14 protein-coding genes are annotated in these 18,685 nt (G+C 51.1%); 10 read left to right on the forward strand and 4 right to left on the reverse strand.

Annotated elements, in window-relative coordinates; translation table 11 throughout:
* Positions 1 to 23: 23 nt before the first annotated feature.
* Positions 24 to 6,935 (reverse strand): WIAG-tail domain, encoded by a 6,912-nt coding sequence (locus MHH48_RS03725; protein ID WP_340390428.1) that lies wholly within the window; start codon positions 6,933 to 6,935, stop codon positions 24 to 26.
* A gap of 651 nt (positions 6,936 to 7,586) precedes the next feature.
* On the opposite strand from MHH48_RS03725, the gene MHH48_RS03730 reads away from it, so the two are divergent.
* Positions 7,587 to 9,092 (forward strand): HD domain-containing phosphohydrolase, encoded by a 1,506-nt coding sequence (locus MHH48_RS03730; RefSeq protein ID WP_076326030.1) that lies wholly within the window; start codon positions 7,587 to 7,589, stop codon positions 9,090 to 9,092.
* Between the two features lie 193 nt (positions 9,093 to 9,285).
* Here the strand turns inward: MHH48_RS03730 and tatC are convergent, their stop codons facing one another.
* Both tatC and MHH48_RS03740 read right to left on the reverse strand, forming a co-directional pair.
* Positions 9,286 to 10,056 (reverse strand): twin-arginine translocase subunit TatC, encoded by a 771-nt coding sequence (gene tatC, locus MHH48_RS03735; RefSeq protein ID WP_076326029.1) that lies wholly within the window; start codon positions 10,054 to 10,056, stop codon positions 9,286 to 9,288.
* A gap of 23 nt (positions 10,057 to 10,079) precedes the next feature.
* Positions 10,080 to 10,331, reverse strand: a complete 252-nt coding sequence (locus MHH48_RS03740) for a MerR family transcriptional regulator (protein WP_076326028.1) — start codon at positions 10,329 to 10,331, stop codon at positions 10,080 to 10,082.
* Positions 10,332 to 10,607: 276 nt separating this feature from the next.
* On the opposite strand from MHH48_RS03740, the gene MHH48_RS03745 reads away from it, so the two are divergent.
* The 9 genes from MHH48_RS03745 to MHH48_RS03785 all read left to right on the forward strand — a co-directional run bounded on the left by MHH48_RS03745 (position 10,608) and on the right by MHH48_RS03785 (position 17,764).
* Entirely contained in the window at positions 10,608 to 12,212 is a 1,605-nt protein-coding gene (locus tag MHH48_RS03745) for a flavin monoamine oxidase family protein (RefSeq protein ID WP_083659830.1), read from the forward strand.
* A 20-nt stretch (positions 12,213 to 12,232) separates the two neighbouring features.
* Positions 12,233 to 12,784, forward strand: coding sequence for a RidA family protein (locus MHH48_RS03750; RefSeq protein ID WP_076326027.1), 552 nt, complete (start codon positions 12,233 to 12,235; stop codon positions 12,782 to 12,784).
* A 90-nt stretch (positions 12,785 to 12,874) separates the two neighbouring features.
* Complete coding sequence (locus MHH48_RS03755) at positions 12,875 to 13,090, forward strand: twin-arginine translocase TatA/TatE family subunit (protein WP_012818889.1); 216 nt, start codon at positions 12,875 to 12,877, stop codon at positions 13,088 to 13,090.
* Between the two features lie 226 nt (positions 13,091 to 13,316).
* Positions 13,317 to 13,520 (forward strand): CsbD family protein, encoded by a 204-nt coding sequence (locus MHH48_RS03760; protein WP_076326026.1) that lies wholly within the window; start codon positions 13,317 to 13,319, stop codon positions 13,518 to 13,520.
* A gap of 32 nt (positions 13,521 to 13,552) precedes the next feature.
* Positions 13,553 to 13,825, forward strand: a complete 273-nt coding sequence (locus tag MHH48_RS03765; RefSeq protein WP_076326025.1) for a hypothetical protein — start codon at positions 13,553 to 13,555, stop codon at positions 13,823 to 13,825.
* A 146-nt stretch (positions 13,826 to 13,971) separates the two neighbouring features.
* Complete coding sequence (locus tag MHH48_RS03770; RefSeq protein ID WP_076326024.1) at positions 13,972 to 15,258, forward strand: MFS transporter; 1,287 nt, start codon at positions 13,972 to 13,974, stop codon at positions 15,256 to 15,258.
* 75 nt (positions 15,259 to 15,333) lie between these two features.
* Positions 15,334 to 16,002 carry an NAD(P)H-binding protein gene (locus MHH48_RS03775; RefSeq protein WP_076326023.1) on the forward strand — a complete coding sequence of 223 codons (669 nt, stop codon included), beginning with the start codon at positions 15,334 to 15,336 and terminating at the stop codon, positions 16,000 to 16,002.
* A gap of 68 nt (positions 16,003 to 16,070) precedes the next feature.
* A complete protein-coding gene (locus MHH48_RS03780; protein WP_076326022.1) occupies positions 16,071 to 16,451 on the forward strand; it encodes a RidA family protein in 381 nt (126 codons plus the stop codon).
* Positions 16,452 to 16,726: 275 nt separating this feature from the next.
* A complete protein-coding gene (locus MHH48_RS03785) occupies positions 16,727 to 17,764 on the forward strand; it encodes a serine hydrolase domain-containing protein (protein WP_076326044.1) in 1,038 nt (345 codons plus the stop codon).
* Between the two features lie 108 nt (positions 17,765 to 17,872).
* On the opposite strand, the gene MHH48_RS03790 is transcribed toward MHH48_RS03785, so the two are convergent.
* Positions 17,873 to 18,637, reverse strand: coding sequence for a tryptophan-rich sensory protein (locus tag MHH48_RS03790; RefSeq protein ID WP_076326021.1), 765 nt, complete (start codon positions 18,635 to 18,637; stop codon positions 17,873 to 17,875).
* Between the last annotated feature and the right edge of the window lie 48 nt (positions 18,638 to 18,685).

Below are 18,685 nucleotides of genomic sequence, written 5' to 3' on the forward strand. Positions count from 1 at the left end.
GCCTCTTTTGGAATGCTATGGTGTTACCGTGAAGGACCGATCGCAATCCAGGACATGAAACCATAGGCGAGATTGCAGTTAGGCTGGCGGCTCACTTCAAGGACGGCGGTATCCTCGCGCTGGGATTTTAGGGAGATCTGGAAGCCTGGATTGTTGCTCATCCCCACAATGATATAGTTGATCCCAGCAAAAGCCTCCTCGAATTGGACGGTCACCTCGGTCAAGGCTTCAGCACCAAATACAAAAGGCGTCATGCCGAATTGCTGCAGCTTCGGCTGGCCGGCTACGCTGCGCACCGGCGTAAAGGCCAGATGCTGTGCAGTGACTGCTGCCTCAGCCAATTGCTGGCCGGTAACAGCACCGTCGGAAATATGAACGCTAGTGACTGTCGAGTTGCTTAATTTGGCGCCATCAATGCTGCCATCAGCGAGTGTAAAGGTATCAAAGACGTCGGGTCCAAGGTGCCGGCTCTCGATGGAGCCTTCGGCAATCTGCGAACCGTCCAATGAACCCGCCGCAATGTTCGATCCCGTGATGGTACCTTCAGCGATTTGGCTTCCGGTAACAGAGCCATCAGCGAGGGTAAAGTTATTGAAGGCATCCGCTCCAAGGTGCCGGCTCTCGATGGAGCCCTCGGCAATCTGGGAGCCAGTCAATGAACCTTCCGCAACGTTCGATCCCGTGATGGTACCTTCGGCGATTTGGCTTCCGGTAACAGAGCCATCAGCGAGTGTAAAGGTATCAAAGACGTCCGGTCCAAGGTGCCGGCTCTCGATGGAGCCTTCGGCAATCTGCGAACCGTCCAATGAACCCGCCGCAATATTCGATCCCGTGATGGTACCTTCAGCGATTTGGCTTCCGGTAACAGAGCCATCAGCGAGGGTGAAGTTATTGAAGGCATCCGCTCCAAGATGCCGGCTTTCAATGGAGCCTTCGGCAATCTGGGATCCAGTCAATGAACCTTCTGCAACGTTCGATCCCGTGATGGTACCTTCGGCGATTTGGCTTCCCGATACAGAGCCATCAGCGAGGGTAAAGTTATCATAGACGTCCGGTCCAAGGTGCCGGCTCTCGATGGAGCCTTCGGCAATCTGCGAACCGTCCAATGAACCCGCCGCAATGTTCGACCCGGTGATGGTACCTTCAGCGATTTGGCTTCCGGTAACAGAGCCATCAGCGAGGGTGAAGTTATTGAAGGCATCCGGTCCAAGGTGCCGGCTCTCGATGGAGCCTTCGGCAATCTGGGATCCAGTCAATGAACCTTCTGCAACGTTCGATCCCGTGATGGAGCCTTCGGCAATCTGCGAACCGTTCAATGAACCCGCCGCAATGTTCGACCCGGTGATGGTGCCTTCAGCGATTTGGCTTCCAGTAACAGAGCCATCAGCGAGGGTGAAGTTATTGAAGGCATCCGGTCCAAGGTGCCGGCTCTCGATGGAACCTTCGGCAATCTGGGATCCAGTCAATGAACCTTCTGCAACGTTCGATCTCGTAATAGTACCTTCGGCGATTTGGCTTCCGGTTACAGAGCCATCAGCGAGGGTGAAGTTATTGAAGGCATCCGCTCCAAGATGCCGGCTTTCAATGGAGCCTTCGGCAATCTGGGAGCCAGTTAATGAACCTTCCGCAACGTTCGATCCCGTGATGGTACCTTCAGCGATTTGGCTTCCCGATACAGAGCCATCAGCGAGGGTGAAGTTATCATAGACGTCCGGTCCAAGGTGCCGGCTTTCAATGGAGCCTTCGGCAATCTTCGAACCGTCCAATGAACCCGCCGCAATGTTCGACCCGGTGATGGTACCGTCAGCTATGTTCGCGCCGGTGATGGTGCCTTCAGCGATTTGGCTTCCAGTAACAGAGCCATCAGCGAGGGTAAAGTTATCATAGACGTCCGGTCCAAGGTGCCGGCTCTCGATGGAGCCTTCGGCAATCTTTGAACCGTCCAATGAACCCGCCGCAACGTTCGATCCCGTGATGGTACCTTCAGCGATTTGGCTTCCGGTAACAGAGCCATCAGCAAGGGTGAAGTTATTGAAGGCATCCGGTCCAAGGTGCCGGCTCTCGATGGAACCTTCGGCAATCTGGGATCCAGTCAATGAACCTTCTGCAACGTTCGATCCCGTAATAGTACCTTCGGCGATTTGGCTTCCGGTAACAGAGCCATCAGCAAGGGTGAAGTTATTGAAGGCATCCGGTCCAAGGTGCCGGCTTTCAATGGAGCCTTCGGCAATCTTCGAGCCGTTCAATGAACCTTCCGCGACGTTCGATCCCATGATGGTACCTTCAGCGATTTGGCTTCCGGTAACAGAACCATCAGCGAGTGTAAAGTTATCAAAAGCATCCGGTCCGAGGTGCTTGCTCTCGATGGAGCCCACGGCAATCTGCAAACCATTCAATGACCCCTCGGCTACGTTCGCGCCGGTGATGGTACCTTCAGCAATTTGGCTTCCAGTTACAGAGCCTTCAGCCAGGGTGAAGTTATCAAAGGCGTCGGGTCCAAGGTGCCGGCTTTCAATGGAGCCTTCGGCAATCTGGGAGCCGTTCAAAGACCCCTCGGCCACGTTCGCGCCCGTGATGGTACCTTCAGCAATTTGGCTTCCTGTAATAGAGCCGTCAGCCAAGGTGAAGTTATCAAAAGCATCCGGTCCAAGGTGTCGGCTCTCGATGGAGCCTTCGGCAATCTGCGAACCGTCCAATGAACCCGCCGCAACGTTCGATCCCGTGATGGTACCTTCAGCAATTTGGCTTCCGGTAACAGAGCCCTCAGCGAGAGTAAAGTTATTGAAAGCATCCGGTCCAAGGTGCCGGCTCTCGATGGAGCCTTCGGCAATCTGCGAGCCGTTTAAGGACCCGTCGGCCACGTTTGCGCCCGTGATGGTACCTTCAGCAATTTGTCTTCCCGTAACAGAGCCTTCAGCCAGGGTGAAGTTATCAAAAGCATCCGGTGCGAGATGCTTGCTCTCGATGGAGCCTTCGGCAATCTGGGAACCGTTCAAGGACCCATCGGCCACGTTCGCGCCGGTAATGGTGCCCTTGGCGATTTGTCTTCCGGATACAGATCCGCCGGCCAGGGTGAAGTTATCAAAGGCGTCGGGTCCAAGGTGCCGGCTTTCGATGGAACCCTCTGCAATCTGGGACCCGTTCAACGAACCGTCGGCCACGTTCGCGCCGGTGATGGTGCCCTCGGCGATTTGTCTTCCCGTAACAGAGCCCTCCGCTAAGGTGAAGTTATCAAAAGCATCCGGTGCGAGATGCTTGCTCTCGATGGAGCCTTCGGCAATCTGGGAACCGTTCAAGGACCCATCGGCCACGTTCGCGCCGGTGATGGTGCCCTTGGCGATTTGTCTTCCGGATACAGATCCGCCGGCCAAGGTGAAATTCTCAAAAGCGTCGGGTCCGAGGTGTTTACTCTCAATGGTGCTCTCGGCAATCTGGGAACCGTTCAAGGACCCATCGGCCACGTTCGCGCCGGTGATGGTGCCCTTGGCGATTTGGCTTCCGGTTACAGAGCCCTCAGCGAGAGCAAAGTTATCAAAAGCGCCCGGGCCAAGGTGCTTGCTCTCGATGGAGCCTTCGGCAATCAGAGAACCGTTCAAAGACCCATCAGCCACGTTTGCGCCCGTGATGGTACCTTCAGCAATTTGGCTTCCGGTTACAGAGCCCTCAGCCAGGTTGAAGTTATCAAAAGCGTCGGGTCCAAGGTGCTTGCTCTCGATGGAGCCCTCTGCAATCTGCAAACCATTCAAAGAAGCCGCCGCAATGTTCGCTCCCGTGATGGTTTCCTTGGCGATTTGGCTTCCCGTAACAGAGCCATTAGCCAGATTGAAGTTATCAAAAGCGTCGGGTCCAAGGTGTTTGCTCTCGATGGAGCCCTCGGCAATCTTGGAGCCGTTCAAAGAACCCGCCGCAATGTTCGAACCGGTGATCGTTCCATGGGCAATTTTAGCCCCCGTAACCCCATGATCCTGAATAAGCTCCGTTGTAATCGCGCCGGCTTCAATATGCTCCGTGCTGATGCTCTTCGTCTGCAAGTGATGGGGAAGAACTGCGCCTTCTGCTAATTGCCTTGATTTAACTGACCCGGGTTGCAATTGATCAACCCCGACACTATCCGGCTGCAAGTGGACATGGCCGACGGACTGATCCGCCAGATGGGCCATGTTGACGGAGTAAGGGGCAAGATGGTGACTCTGAATAGAGAATAACTCTATATGCTTGGAGGCCACAGCCCCTTCGCTGAGATGGTCGCCATGGATCGATTCTCCGGCAATATGCTCGGAAAGAACGGCATCGCTTGCGATGTGCGATGATTCAATGCTGTCGATCTGGATATGCTTTGCGTTGATCGAGCCTGGTGCAATATGCCGATCGGTTACGGCAATATTCTCAATGTGCTGTGATTTGACCGCCTCCTCACCAAGATGGTCCGAAAGGACGCTCGCTTCTTGCAGATGCACTGCCGAGATGGAGAGCGGTTTGATTTTTTCTCCGCTTACGGCGTTTGTTTTCAATGCCGTCCCCGATACGGATGAAGGCGTGAGGTGATCTTCCGTAATCGATTGCGATTCAAGCTTTGCTCCTGGAATGCTGCCGTCTGCAAACAACATGTCGGCCGAACGGCTTTCGTCAGCCAAATGGTTTAGCGTAATGGACTTCTTTTTCAAATGATAGCCGTGGATCGCTTCTTGCGTAATATGTTTGCCCAAGATGGATTCCAGTCCTAGATGCACTCCCTCAACCGCCTGCTGGGCAATTTTGTCCGAGGTAACGGCCCCATTCTGAATGGTTTCCTTGGCTACGGAATGGGCTGACAGGTGAGTGGACCGTACGGCTTGTGATGCTATTTTGTCAGCAGTTACACTACCCTCCGCAAGTTTGGACGACGTAACGGAAAGATCCACCAGCTTGTCGGTTGACACGCTTTCCGGTGACAGTTTTAAGGACGTTACAGTATGGTCTGCCAGATGCCGAGGTGCAATAACCCCATCGCCGATGGACGATTCGACAATGCTGCCTTCCGCAATTTTATCGCTTGTTACCGCTCCGCGTCCGAGCGCTTCTGTCCCTACGCTCTCGGTCTGCAAGTGGCAGCTGGCAACCGAGCCGTTGGTTAAATGCGAAGCTTGGATCGCTCCGTCTTGTATGGCATGTGCTCCGACGCTGTCCGCAGCAAGATGCTGCTGTAGAATGGATTGGCTTGCGATATTGCTGGAAGTTACGCCACTCTGCCTGATGATGCTGCCACCAACCGAGCCTAAAGCCAGCTTGCTGCTCGTTACGCTTTCGGGTGCGAGCTGTTCTTCCCCAACCGATTCTCGTTGAAGATGCTGTCTCGCGATGGAACGGTCCGCCATGTGCTGCTCTCCAATCGATCTGGAATGGATTGCCGCCCCGAGCACGCTTTCAGGAGCAAAGTGCTGTGGCAGGATGCTGCCAATTGCGATATGTTTTGCTTTCACTGCATCTTGAGAGAGGTGCCGGGCTTGAATTGCTTCCGAAGCGATTTGGGATGATTCCACGGCCCCTTTAACCAGATGGCGCGTTTGTACGGCTTCATTGGCAATCTTACTCGGGAGAACACTCTGGTCAGCGATTTTTGAGGCCGTAACAGCCTGCTCGACCAGTTTGGCTGTATGGACCGACTGATCGGCAAGTTTGGAGCTCGTTATGCTGGAATCGCTCAGGTGACGGGTGGACACGGCACAGATGTCAATCTGATCGGGACCGACGGAACCAGGCTGAATCTGATCAGGTCCTATCGCCCCGTCTTCCAAATGGCGGGCGCCCAGCGATCCATTCTGAATATGGTCAGCTCCAATGCCTCTAACAGCAATTTGGTCAGTGCCGATGCTGCCCTTGGCAATATGCTCTGATGTCACGGCCCCGCTGGCGAGATGGTCGCTGTTAATGGCTTTCTGCTGTATATGGGAGCCGTCCACGGCACCATCGGCTATTTTGTTTCCGGTGACGGCGCCATCGCGAATTTTGGATGATGTGACGGCATTATCGGCAAGCTTGGAGGTGTGAACTGCATCATTGCAAATATGCCGGGTTTCTACGGCACTTGATGCGATTTTCTCTCCAATAACGGATTGGTCGTCCAGGAGCTCTGTTGATACGAGCAACTGCTCGAGATGCCTTGCAGTAATAGCGCCGTCGGCTATTTTCTTCCCTTCGACGGCATGGTCCGCCAACTTTTGGGTGGTTATGCTCCCATCCTTGATTTTGCTTGCGTTAACCGAGCCGTCCCTGAATTTACGCGTCGATAAGGTTCCATCCATGAGATGCTCGCCTGTGACTGACAATGGAGCAATCTTGCTGGAGGTCACTGCTTCGTCTGCAATGTGAAGGCTTGAAACGCTGTAGTCTTGCAACGCTTCGGGACCGACCGATCCTCGAGCCAGCTTGGAAGCCGTAATAGACTTGGAGGCGATCCGGTTCTCGGTTATGGCATATTCACCTATATCCTCTGTAAATATAAATGCTTCCTTAATTTCGGGCATTTCCTTTTCAAGAATCAACTGCTCCGGCTCGATTTCCGAATCCGGAAGGGATGGGGGATCGGAAGGGAATGTCAGGTTGTCAGAAGACAACGTCAGGTTCTCAGAAGACAACGCCAAGGAGTCAGTAGGTATCGTGAAGGTGTCAGAAACTGCAGGATCTTCCGTTTGTATGGCAAAAGTTTCGCCAGATACCACTGGAGGAGTGACTTCTTCTCTTTCTTGCTGCCTTAATTCGATAATGCCAATGAGATCCTCTTCCGGATCCGCGAGGGGTAATGTTGAAAGAATGTGGGCATCTTTTTCTTTTTCTTTTTCTTTTTCTTTTTCGGGACTGCGTCCATTACCGCGTAACAGGTCGAGTTCCCTGGTACTAGGGTCAACTCTGAAGGGTTGGTTAGAAGATGTTGACGAGTTTTTTTTCTTTTTCTTCAAAACTGCACGCTCCTTCCGAATACTGATCGTCTCCGGTATCATATGCAGCCGTTTAGGCGGCTGTCACTGGTCTTTTGGGATTCGACACACGAAAGGGCAGCGTAACATGGAAAAGGACCCGGCCAAAGGCCGAGTCCTTGATTGAGCGCTAAAAAGCACATATAAAATTTAACCCCTGACGGCCGATAACGGCTGTACAGTCGGTTCCGTATTTGAAGTATTTTCAAGAATCTTTGCTTCTAAAACGACAAAAGCCCTGCCTCTCTTTCGTCCTTGCGGCTCCGATGACCGCGCCAGTGTGAATCAGAAATCCGTTCCATAAAACTCATACTCTAGGGTCATAAAATAGGAATTTGCACTTCAACAGAGATGTAAATAACCATGTTTCGAGGAACTAACGGGGTTAAACTTCATGTAACAATTACTTATTATAGCACAGGTGCTCGCAATAAGCAAAGATATTCAAATGTATATTAGAATGTTATGCAAAAACGCTTGATTTTTTCTGGAAATCCAACGATATTCATATTAACAGTTTTTTCTTGCAAATTCTGCTGTTGGGCTCTTAAGCTTGTAGCATCATGTCGAATACGTTCGGATTCACACCTGCCTTGCCGATGTTTATTATCTGTTAATGAAAGTAGGCGTTCCATGCAACTGTATAAGTCTTTTCTTAAACAGCTAATCCGGAACTATATGATCGGGTCCATTGCAGCTGTGCTTGTTGTGGGTGGCGTATTAATGGTAACAACTCTGGAAATTCCTTTTGAGGAAGGCGCGCGTCTTGTGGTCATACTGGCTATTTCGTTCATGGTGATGATGGCGTCGGAGCTGACCGTCTTTCTTCGGTATTTACGACCGATTCACGCGGGCTTTGATGAAGGCCATACGGATTTGGAAACGTTGGAAAAAGCATATTTGAGTATACACCGCATGCCGCGTATGGTGGTATACCGCATATTCGGACCTCATCTGCTCGGTTTGTCACTTCCGGCTATACTGCTTACGGTTTGGATGATGGAGCAGGGAAAACTGAATTTTCCGCCGTTCTATATATGGCTGGCTTGCCTGGGGGCGGTCTTGCTAGCCAGCTGTCATGCCATGATCGAATTCTTCCTGACGATTGCTGCTATCCGTCCGCTGATCAAGGAGATCCGGCGGCAGGCGTTGTCGCGATATGGCGTGGATTTTTCCCTTGAGGGCCATGTATTCATGGCGATTCGGACGAAGTTTCTGCTGAGCACGATGCTGATCGGCACCTTTCCGCTGTTTCTGTTCAGTCTAGCGGTGCAGATCCGCCTGGAGGGGCTCAGTCAGATTGTAGCTCAGCAGTACTGGGGTTGGGCGGGATTTATATTGCTGCTGGGTGTCGGTTTTGCTTATATCGGCGCTTGGCTCTTGACCCAGGATTTACAGCGGCCGATCCGGCAGCTGTACCGGGCGATGAATGAGATTAAGGAAGGACGTCTGATCCAGACCTCCAATCTCTATTCCGATGAATTTTCCAATTTGATCGCTGGTTTCAATATGATGGTTCGCGGTCTGCAGGTGCGGGAGGAGCGGAACCGCAAGCTGCTGGACAGCTACTTTGCTGCCCTGGCAGCGGCGCTGGATGCCAGAGATCCTTACACAGCAGGACATTCGCTTCGGGTGGCGGAATACTCGGTATTAATCGGCCAACTGGCGGGACTCAGCGAAGTGCAGGTTGATCTTTTGCACAAGACGGCATTGCTGCATGATATCGGTAAAATCGGGGTCCGGGACAACATTTTGCTGAAGGAAGGAAAGCTGACGGCAGAGGAGTTCGATCAGGTAAAGGCCCACCCGGCTCAAGGAGAGAACATTCTGCTGCAGATCGAGCCTGCCGATGCGATGGCGCCTTATCTGGAGGGAGTGCGATCCCATCATGAGCGTTATGACGGGGGCGGATATCCTGATGGGTTGAAGGGGAAGGAAATCCCGCTGTTTGGCCGGATTATTGCTGTTGCCGATGCCTATGATGCCATGACGTCGGATCGGCCCTACCGCAGCGGCATGAAATCCGTTGATGCCTTGAACATACTGGAAGCCGGTAGGGGAACCCAGTGGGATCCCGATTATGCGGGCATGTTCGTTAAATATATGAAAGCGGAGAAGAAGGTCATTACGATCCGCTAGAGGTGACAAGCAGGGAATCGCAGCTAGTTCTGTGGAATAGGAAGAATAAGAAGGAGACCGTACCTTGCAGGTAAACGGCCTCTTTTTTGTGTGACTGTCGTTAACATATCACTGGACCCCAGGGCAGCCAGGCAAGTGTTGCGATTTCCATACTGCTTCTGCCAGTTGGCTAGGGATGAATGAAATACAATTTTCATATCATCTGGTGAGCCGTATCGATTTCATTGCTTTCTTCATGCTCCACATGCTTCTGCTTGCGATGCATCCAGCTTGCCAGCCATGTGCTGATCTCATACAGACCGATGAGCGGGATGGCAACCATCAGGTGGGATACGAGATCAGGCGGCGAGATTAGTGCTGCAACTATCACCAGAACGACATAGGCATACCGTCTCATCGTGTGCAGAATAGCCGGGCTTAATATTCCTATTTGCGTTAGAAACAGGACGACGACGGGAAGCTCGAAGGCAAGGGACAGCGGGATGACGATATTGAACATGAACCCGAAATACTGGGATACACCGTAAGTCTCCACGAGGTCCATTTGACTGTTGATTCCTGTCGTAAAGGCAAGACTCATCGGGAAAACGACAAAATACGCGAAACTAACCCCTACGATAAAGCACAACGCGGACAAGGGGATAAACCGGAGAGCTGCTCTCTGCTCGCGGTTGTTCAGCCCCTGATTGACGAACAGCCATATTTGATAAAGGGCAAACGGCAGGGTAGGAAGCAGCGATAATACGATGCTTATGCTCATATAGATGCGAAGTCCGTCCCAAGGCGAGAACACGTTCCAGGTTACCTGAAAGGCCGGTGAGTGATGTTTCAATACGGATAACACATGGGGGGCGGCAATCAGGCCAACAGCCATGCTCAGAATGAAGACGGCGGCCACCTGAAGGATCCGCTTCCTTAGCTCGACGATGTGCTCCAGCATCGTCATCGTATTCTTGAACTCCATAGTCTTGTTCACTCCTTTTTTCATTATCGGAGGATGGGCGTGCAGCGCTGTTTTTTCGTTTTGTTTAATTCCTTCAGTTCAAATGTATTAAATCCCTCCTGCATTTTTTGATGGATTTCCCGGATGCTTTTCACATCCTCAAAAGAATATCGACGATTTCCTCCCTTCGTACGCTCCGGAAATATAAGCTTCCGTTCCTCGTAATACCGAATTTGCCGTTCCGTCAAGCCGGTCAGTTCGCAAACAACCCCAATACTCATCACTTTACTCTCCATGATCTTTACCTCCTATGTAAGTATAGTTAACCCTTAGCTACTGTTAATGGTTTGGGATTAAAACCGAAGAAGATAAAACGGCAATAATTTGGGCGGATTCATTTTGTTTGGAAGGATTTATGACATGATTTTATGAAAAATGAGGTGAAAAAGCAATCATTTTTCAAAATGAAAAAAACTATGTAAGAAAACCTAACAAAATTTAAGTCAAAACTTGTTTTCTCTGCTAAGATCGGCTCATGAATCCAATACCAAACTAGCGAAGGAGTGAACGAGGTGGCTACAAAAGAACAACCAAAAGAGATGACCCGAAGACAATTTCTGACGTCCGTTGGCAAGGTGGGTGGATCTGTCGCCGTCTTCAGCTTGATGGGTACGATGGGGCTCCTTACGCCGGAAACGTTGAAAGCAGCGGAATATACGCCTCCCGGAAAGAATGACCTGAATCTAAGCGGCCGGGGCGGCAAGAAGATTGTTATTCTCGGCGCAGGGATCGCGGGTCTGACGGCAGCGTATGAGCTCGGTCTTGCAGGTTACGACTGTACGATATTGGAAGCGAAGAGCTTTGCCGGTGGGCGAAACTGGACGATCCGCAAAGGAACCTCCGTAGCAGAGATCGGATCCGGCCGACAGACTTCCCGCTTTGATAACGGACTGTATTTCAATGCAGGCCCGATGCGGATCCCGCAATTTCACGTCACGCTGGATTATTGCAAGAAATTTGGCGTAGCCATCGAGCCATTTAACAATGTGAATGAGAGCGGCTATTACTATAACGAGAATGTAGGGGCTTTATCCGGGCAGCGCGTCCCCAAGCGTGCAGCCAAGGCCGATGTGCGCGGTTACGTGGCCGAGATGCTGGCCAAAGCCGTGAATCAAAATGCGCTGGATCTGCCGCTAACGGCGGAAGAGAAGCTGAAGCTGGTCGATTATCTGAAGGCCGAAGGAGATCTGAATCCGGACCTGTTCTATAAGGGGTCGGAGCGCGGAGGATATAAGGATGAACCGGGAAGCCGCCTGGATGCCGGTGTGCTCCGGGATCCATTCGATCTGAAGGCTATCATCAATTCCGGCTTCGGCAAATATTTCAGCAACGAATACGGTTACGACCAGCAAATGATGATGTTTCATCCGGTCGGCGGTATGGATGCGATCGTCACGGCATTTGAGAAAAAAATCGGCAACCGGATCAAGTACCGGGCAGAGGTGAAGGAGATTCGCCAGTCCTCTTCCGGTGTGCGGATTGTGTACACGGACGGCCATTCCGGCAGAGAGCAGGAAATCCGCGGCGACTACTGCATCTGCACCATACCGCTGACAGTATTGAAGAAGATCCCGGCCGACTTCTCGCCGGAAATGTCCAAAGCGATCAGCAGCGTCGGCTACGCCTCCGCAGGTAAAATCGGCTTGCAGTTCAAGCGGCGTTTCTGGGAAGAAGACGAGTATTTGTACGGCGGCAGCAGTTTGACGAATATGGACATTACGCAAATCTACTACCCGCCGACAGATTATTTTGGGAAGAAGGGGATCCTGCTCGGCTATTATGCTTATGGAGGCATCGCCGATAAACTCGGCGGCATGTCGTATGCCGAGCGCGAGAAGCTTGCGTTGACGCAAGGCGCCAAAATCCATCCGCAGTATCCGAAGGAGTTTGAGGCGTCCTTCTCTATCGACTGGAAGAAGACCAAATACCAGGAGGGAGGCTGGGTATCCTATTCCGCTAACGATAGGAAGACCTATTACCCCACCCTCTGCAAGCCGGATAACCGCATCTACTTGGCAGGGGAGCACATCAGCTACATTACGGCCTGGCAGGCAGGCGCCATTGAGTCCGCCCGCGAGGTCGTAACTGATATCCATCAGCGCGTGATGAAAGCATAAATAGAAGGGAGACGATTCCAATGAATAATAAATTGAAGACGATCCTGGCGCTGGCCCTGCTGTTCAGTGCCGTGAGCGTAACCGCGTATGCCGACAGTTCTTCTGCCTATAAGAAACCGTCCAAAGCTACACCCGCCCCGAAATTTTACGGCAGTCCTACATCCTCTATTTCCAGCGGAGTAATCGTACCCGAAGGGGCTTCCTACCTCTTTACAAGCGGGACGGTTCCGCCCTTGCTGAACAAGGACGGCAAGACAGTCTATGAGCGCTATGGCGATACCAAAGCCCAGGGGATCGGCATTTTGAAGGAAATCGAGAAGCAGCTGAAGGAGCAGGGACTGACGATGAAGGATGTCGTTTATTTGAGAGTGTACCTGACCCCGGATGCAGCCAACAACGGAACCTTTGATTATACTGGCTGGTTTGATGCTTACGCCCAATTTTTCAATACGAAGGAGAATCCGGTTAAGCCTGCGCGTTCCACAGTGGGAGTAGCCAGCCTCGTGAATGCCGATTGGTTGATTGAGATTGAGGCCGTCGCCGTGTACCCGAGCAAGGATAAGAAGAAGTAAGTCATTATGATTCCATGAAACAGGCCGGTCCAAAGCGGCTTCGTTTCCAAAAAGACAATCACCATCACTTAATAAAGGAGTTGGGTCTTTATGTTCCAAAATGTCGGATTTGTCGGGTTGATGATGATTTTGATTGTCGTGCTCATTCTGTTCGGGCCTTCCAAGCTGCCGGAGCTTGGCCGGGCGGTTGGCCGCACGTTGTCTGAATTCAAAGCCTCTGCTAGAGAGCTGGTTGGCGAAGATAAAGAGGAGGAAAAGGACAAGGAGAGGGAAAGGGAGGGAGCGGTCATTAAACTGAAGGGATGATCGGGCAGTTTAATCCTGCTTCTAGTAATAGGAAATTGGATATGCAGGCGCAAATAAAGCGGCCCCATGGATCTATTGAGATCTATGGCGGCGGCTTTTTTTGAATGTGGACTCTTGAGGGTCAGTTCAAGGCCAGGATTCAGAGAAACTTCTAAGGGGTATACACAAGTACAGGCAATTCTACATTTCATCATTCATTACATTACTCTAAGAGGAGCTGATATTTATGGATAGCAACGTATTTAAAGGGAAATGGAAACAGATGAAGGGTGAAGCGAAGAAGCAATGGGGCAAATTGACGGATGACGATCTTGATGTGATCGACGGCGAGAAAGATAAATTGGTTGGCAAGCTGCAGGAACGTTACGGGCATACGAAGGATGCGGCGGAGCGTGAATATACGGATTGGAGTTCAAGATACCGCGACTAGTCTTGAGGACGATAAGGGAGGCAGAACGAATCATGTTGGAATCCCGGGTTGTGACCGGCAAGGTGATCGATATTCGTGACGGCAAGGTGTTTACCTTACACGGAGACATGGTCAGCACCTATCATTTGGGATACTATGAGATGATGAATGAAGTTCTTCCTGTCACAGACAGTCAGCAGGCGTCAGTGTCCACCGCGGGGCTTATGGCGGAGGAAACTGCCGAGTCCTCCGGCTGGCTCCGCAGGGAGTGGAAACCGCTGACCAGCTTCATAACCGCTTGGAGAAAGAGTGCAAATCGAGCCTGATTTGCGCTCTTTTTTTGTCTTTTTAAGCTTGGATGTCCAGGTCATGCGCCATGAGAAATTCATGTGAGTTTTATATTTAAAAAGTCATATTGACTTGGGTACGATGCGGTGTAGAATGAGGTCAAAAGGAAGTTTGATCAGCCCATTTGAAGTCATCGAAGGAGTGTATCACCATCAAGGCTGTCCAGGTTATTCACAAGCCGCGCAAACAGGTTTCGCACCAACGCAAACATTTGATGACGGCTACATGGGAAGGGGTGCCGGCGATCATTTTGCAGACGCTGCTGGGCGGTCCCTTCTTGACAGGGTACTTGTTGTACTTAGGTGCGGAATCCAGTGAGGTCGGGTTTGTTCTAGCCGTCACAACACTGTTCAACGTGCTTCAGATTCTGGTTGCGTACCTGATCCAGCGCCTGCAATACCGTAAGAAGGCGATGATTGTGTTCACTTTTATGCACCGCATTTTGTGGGGTGCGACGGGCATTATTCCGTTTATCTTCCCGGAACGATGGTGGATCCCGGTGTTTATGATCCTCTATATGGCCGCCTTTATTGCCAATACCGTATCCGGTATGCTCTGGACCTCGCTGATCAGCGATATGGTGCCGTCCAAGGTCCGGGGACGTTATTTTGGCATACGCAATACCATCTTGAATGCGCTTGGCGCCCTGACCCTGTTTGTTGGCGGGGTGATCCTGGATCGTGTCCCCGGCGGCGGGGGCTTCCTTATTCTGTTTATCATTTCTTGGATCGCCATCGCGGCGAATTTATCCTTATTCTTTTTGTACCCTGACCCTCCCTTCGAGCACTCGAGCGAGCGTCAGTTTAAGGCGATGATCCGAAAGCCGCTGTCGGATACCGCGTTTATCAAATCTACGCTGTTTCTGGCGGGCTGGCTCTTTCTGCAGACGCTGATTGTGCCACTCTATTCGTATGCCATGCTGGATGTCCTGCATATTTCGTATTCGGTGGTATCCGTCATGACGGTTGCGCAGACCGTGATCATGATGATCGGTTTCTATGTATGGGGAAATTTGAATGCGCGCTTCCGCAACAGAACCTTGCTCTACTGGACATTGCCGCTGATTGCGGGGTCATGCTTGGCATGGGGCTTGCTGTCCGTCCTGCCCGTCATACCGGTGCTGCTGCTGTCGCACATGCTGCTTGGTGCCGGAGTAGGCGGCTTTAACCAGCTTGCCTTTAACTTTATGATCGGGGATACGCCGAAAAGCGAACGACCGATGTTTATCGCCGTATACTCCGCCATCACGGGGTTTACCTCTTTTCTGGGTCCCGTGCTGGGAGGATTCATATTCAAAGGGATCGCAGATGCACCGGACTGGGTAGCCCGATATGGTTTTCAAACCGCAGTGGGTATGCTGATGGTGCTCATTGCTTTGACGGTGGGGCGGAGAGTGCTTCGTGCTGCTTAGAAGAGCGGCAGGCTGCAGGCGTTTTTCATGTCATTCATAGTTCATATCATGAATTGAGGGAGGGTGTGAGGTGGAATGGTTGCACTCGTAGTCGGGGCCACGGGGCTTGTGGGTCGTATGGTAACCGAAGAACTGCTGGGCCGCGAGGAGCTTGAAGAGGTCCGCGTGCTGGTACGCAGAATTCCTGATGTTGCGCATCCCAAGTTGTTGCCCATCCTGGTGGAATGGGATCAGCTGGATCGATACAGCGAAGCTTTTTCCGGCGTCCATAGCGTGTACTGCTGCCTGGGAACAACGATCAAAAAGGCCGGTTCCCAGCAGCAGTTCCGTAAAGTGGATGTGGATTATGTCATCAAGACAGCGGAATTGGCTAAGCGGCAAGGGGTGAGACAATTTATGGCGGTCAGCTCCGCAGGCGCCAATCCGAAGGTGCGTAATTTCTATCTTCGGACCAAGGGAGAGGTTGAAGAAAAGCTGGCCGGGATCGGTTTTCGGGGGCTGCATCTGTTCAGACCATCATTATTGCTGGGCGAGCGGCCAGAGCGGCGGTTTGGAGAGCGGGTGGCATCGGTTCTCATGACTTCCCTCGACTTTGCCTTCAAAGGTCCGAAGCTGGCTCCATACCGGGCCATACCAGCGCGGAAAGTAGCCAAGTCGATGGTGAATATCGGCTTAACGGATATGAAAGGCCATCATGTATACACCAATGAAGTCATCCATGTTCTCGGCGAGGCCGCTGATTAAATTTGCCAGAGTACCCGTAGCAGATTACAATGTACACAGATAGGAATACATAGAAAGGGTGACAAAACATGAGTAAACATATCATATCGACCAACAAAGCCCCGGGAGCTATCGGACCATACAGCCAAGCTGTAGAAATCAACGGATTTGTGTATACTTCAGGCCAACTGGGATTGAATCCGGAAACAGGGGAATTCGGTGAAGGGGTTCAGGAGCAAGCGAAGCTGTCGCTCAGTAACGTAAAGGCGATCCTTGAAGCAGCCGGGACAAGCCTCGACCACGTGGTGAAAACCACCGTGTTTTTGAAGGATATGAACGATTTCGCAGCGGTGAACGAAGTGTACGGCAGCTTTTTCTCCGAGCCATACCCGGCACGCAGCGCCGTTGAGGTTGCTCGATTGCCGAAGGACGGACTGGTTGAGATTGAGGTCATCGCCGTTAAGCAATAAGCGATATTATCACATGTAAAAGGGAGCTTTGCCTGCATTGGCAAAGCTCCTTTTTTAAGAGATAAGAAAGTATAAACATCCGAGGCTCAGCATCCTTATCTCGCAAGAAAAACTTCCGCTAAATGCGGTCTGTCTTCTGAGAAAGTACGTCGATAGACGTTTTTCTTATATTTAATGGAGATCGTGCACATTGAATAATGCGAACTTACGTTCTATAATACACTGAGAAGCAAGTATATAGGTCAAACTAATAATAGGGAGGGGATACCTTGGGGATGGAGCCTAATATGAATAAGGATATTCGAGAATGGATGGAGCGATATCAGGTATCCGGTTTAAGCATGGCACGGATTGCTGAAGGTCATATTCGGGTGGCAGAAGGCTACGGCACTTTGGAAGCTGGAACCGGCAACATAGTAACCGGACATTCAATATTTAACGCTTGTTCGATCAGTAAATTCGTTACCTCGATGCTCGTTATGAAGCTGGTTGGTCAAGGGCTGCTGGATTTGGATGAAGATGTTAATGTTAAACTCTCTACCTGGAAAGTTCCGGAGAACGAATTCACCCGGCATAGCAAAGTGACCCTTCGAACATTATTGTGCCATCAGTCGGGAATCATGGATCCTGAAGGCAGCTTTGGCGAATGGGACCCCGCGCATGGTTTCCCCTCTATGGTAGAACTGTTGGAGGGAAGGACGCCATATTGCAATGAAGCGATTCGTGTCACATATGAGCCCGGGAGTGAATTTGCATACTCGGATGCCGGTTTTGGCATCATTCAATTGCTGATCGAAGACGTGTCTCGTAAGCCATTTCAGGTGCTGATGAAGGAGCAGGTATTTGAACCGTTAAATATGAAGGACAGTATACTGAATCCGACCATTTCCCAATCCATAAGCGGACAGTTATCATGCGGCCATCACAAGAACGGGGAGTTAGTTCAGGGCAAATATCCGATGTACCCCTACGCGGCAGCATCCGGTTTATGGACCACACCATCCGATCTAGCCATCTTGGCGATTGAATTCATGGATTCTTTAAATGGCAGAAGCAGAATAGGGTTATCCGAGGACAGAGCGAAGGAATGGATTACTCCTCAATTCAGCAAGGAATGGACCGGGCTGGGTGTTTTTTTGGGTGGGTCTGATCAAGAGGTTGAGGTTTCATCACTCGGATGGGGTGTAGGATTTCAATGCATGATGACCATGCGGCCGTATTCAGGGAAGGGGATCATAATCATGACAAATACAGATCTGGGTGTTCATCAATCCAAGGGGATTATAGGAGATATTCAGAGATCAATGGAATAGAACCCTTTCAACCCCTTGGATTAGATCAACAACAGTATTTACGTTTGATCGAGTAGGAAGCGAATCGAAAGCAAGAAACTTCTCTTTTGCGTAAGATCCGGACTCGGTTTAATACCGGGATCTTCTCCGATTGCGCGTAAAGAAGAGCCATATGGCATATACAAGCAGGACGATAGAGAGTACAAAGGCGGTCATTAAGATGCTGTCGGTCTCCCGGTGCTCGGCTGCGATGGCGATGTAAGCCCAGGTGAAGACCAGCGGCACGATGCTGTCCCGGTAACGTTGACCGATCAATATGGCGAGTAATGCACCAATACAGAGCAGCACAATCCCCAAAGTGGTCTCGCGCAGGCCGAAGAGGCTCCAGTCATTCTTCTGAAACACGATCCCGACATTGACGATAAAGGCAGGGCACACCCAGCCGAGATATAGGCTGAACGGCAATTTCAGACAGAACTTCTCGCCTGACGTCGGATAATCTATCGTATGCGTACGCACATATAGAACCCACAGGGTTAACAGCAGTAAGAACATCATCACGACAGACCATTCAATATACAAATAGTGCCATAATACAAGCCACGCCATATTAAATACACAGCTAAGTATAAACCATGGTCCGATGGATCTTACGGAATCGCGGTTTCCGGTATCACGACGCAGCTGGTAGATGACAAAAAAGAACAGCAGCACATAGATGACGGACCATATGGAAAAGGCATATCCTGCGGGGGTGATCGCCGTATAATACATATCCGATATCTCCCCGGTTGTTCTACCGCCAAGCGGCAGCATGCCTGATAACACATTCATGGCGATTACCCCGGCGAAAAACAGCAGATTCCACCAGCGGTACGGGTTGTTGCGGTACATATAATCTCCTCCTGATATCAGTCTGGAATATATAGAATATACCCAAAA

The organism is Paenibacillus sp. FSL F4-0100 (genome assembly GCF_037993005.1).
Taxonomy (GTDB): Bacteria; Bacillota; Bacilli; order Paenibacillales; family Paenibacillaceae; genus Paenibacillus_AQ.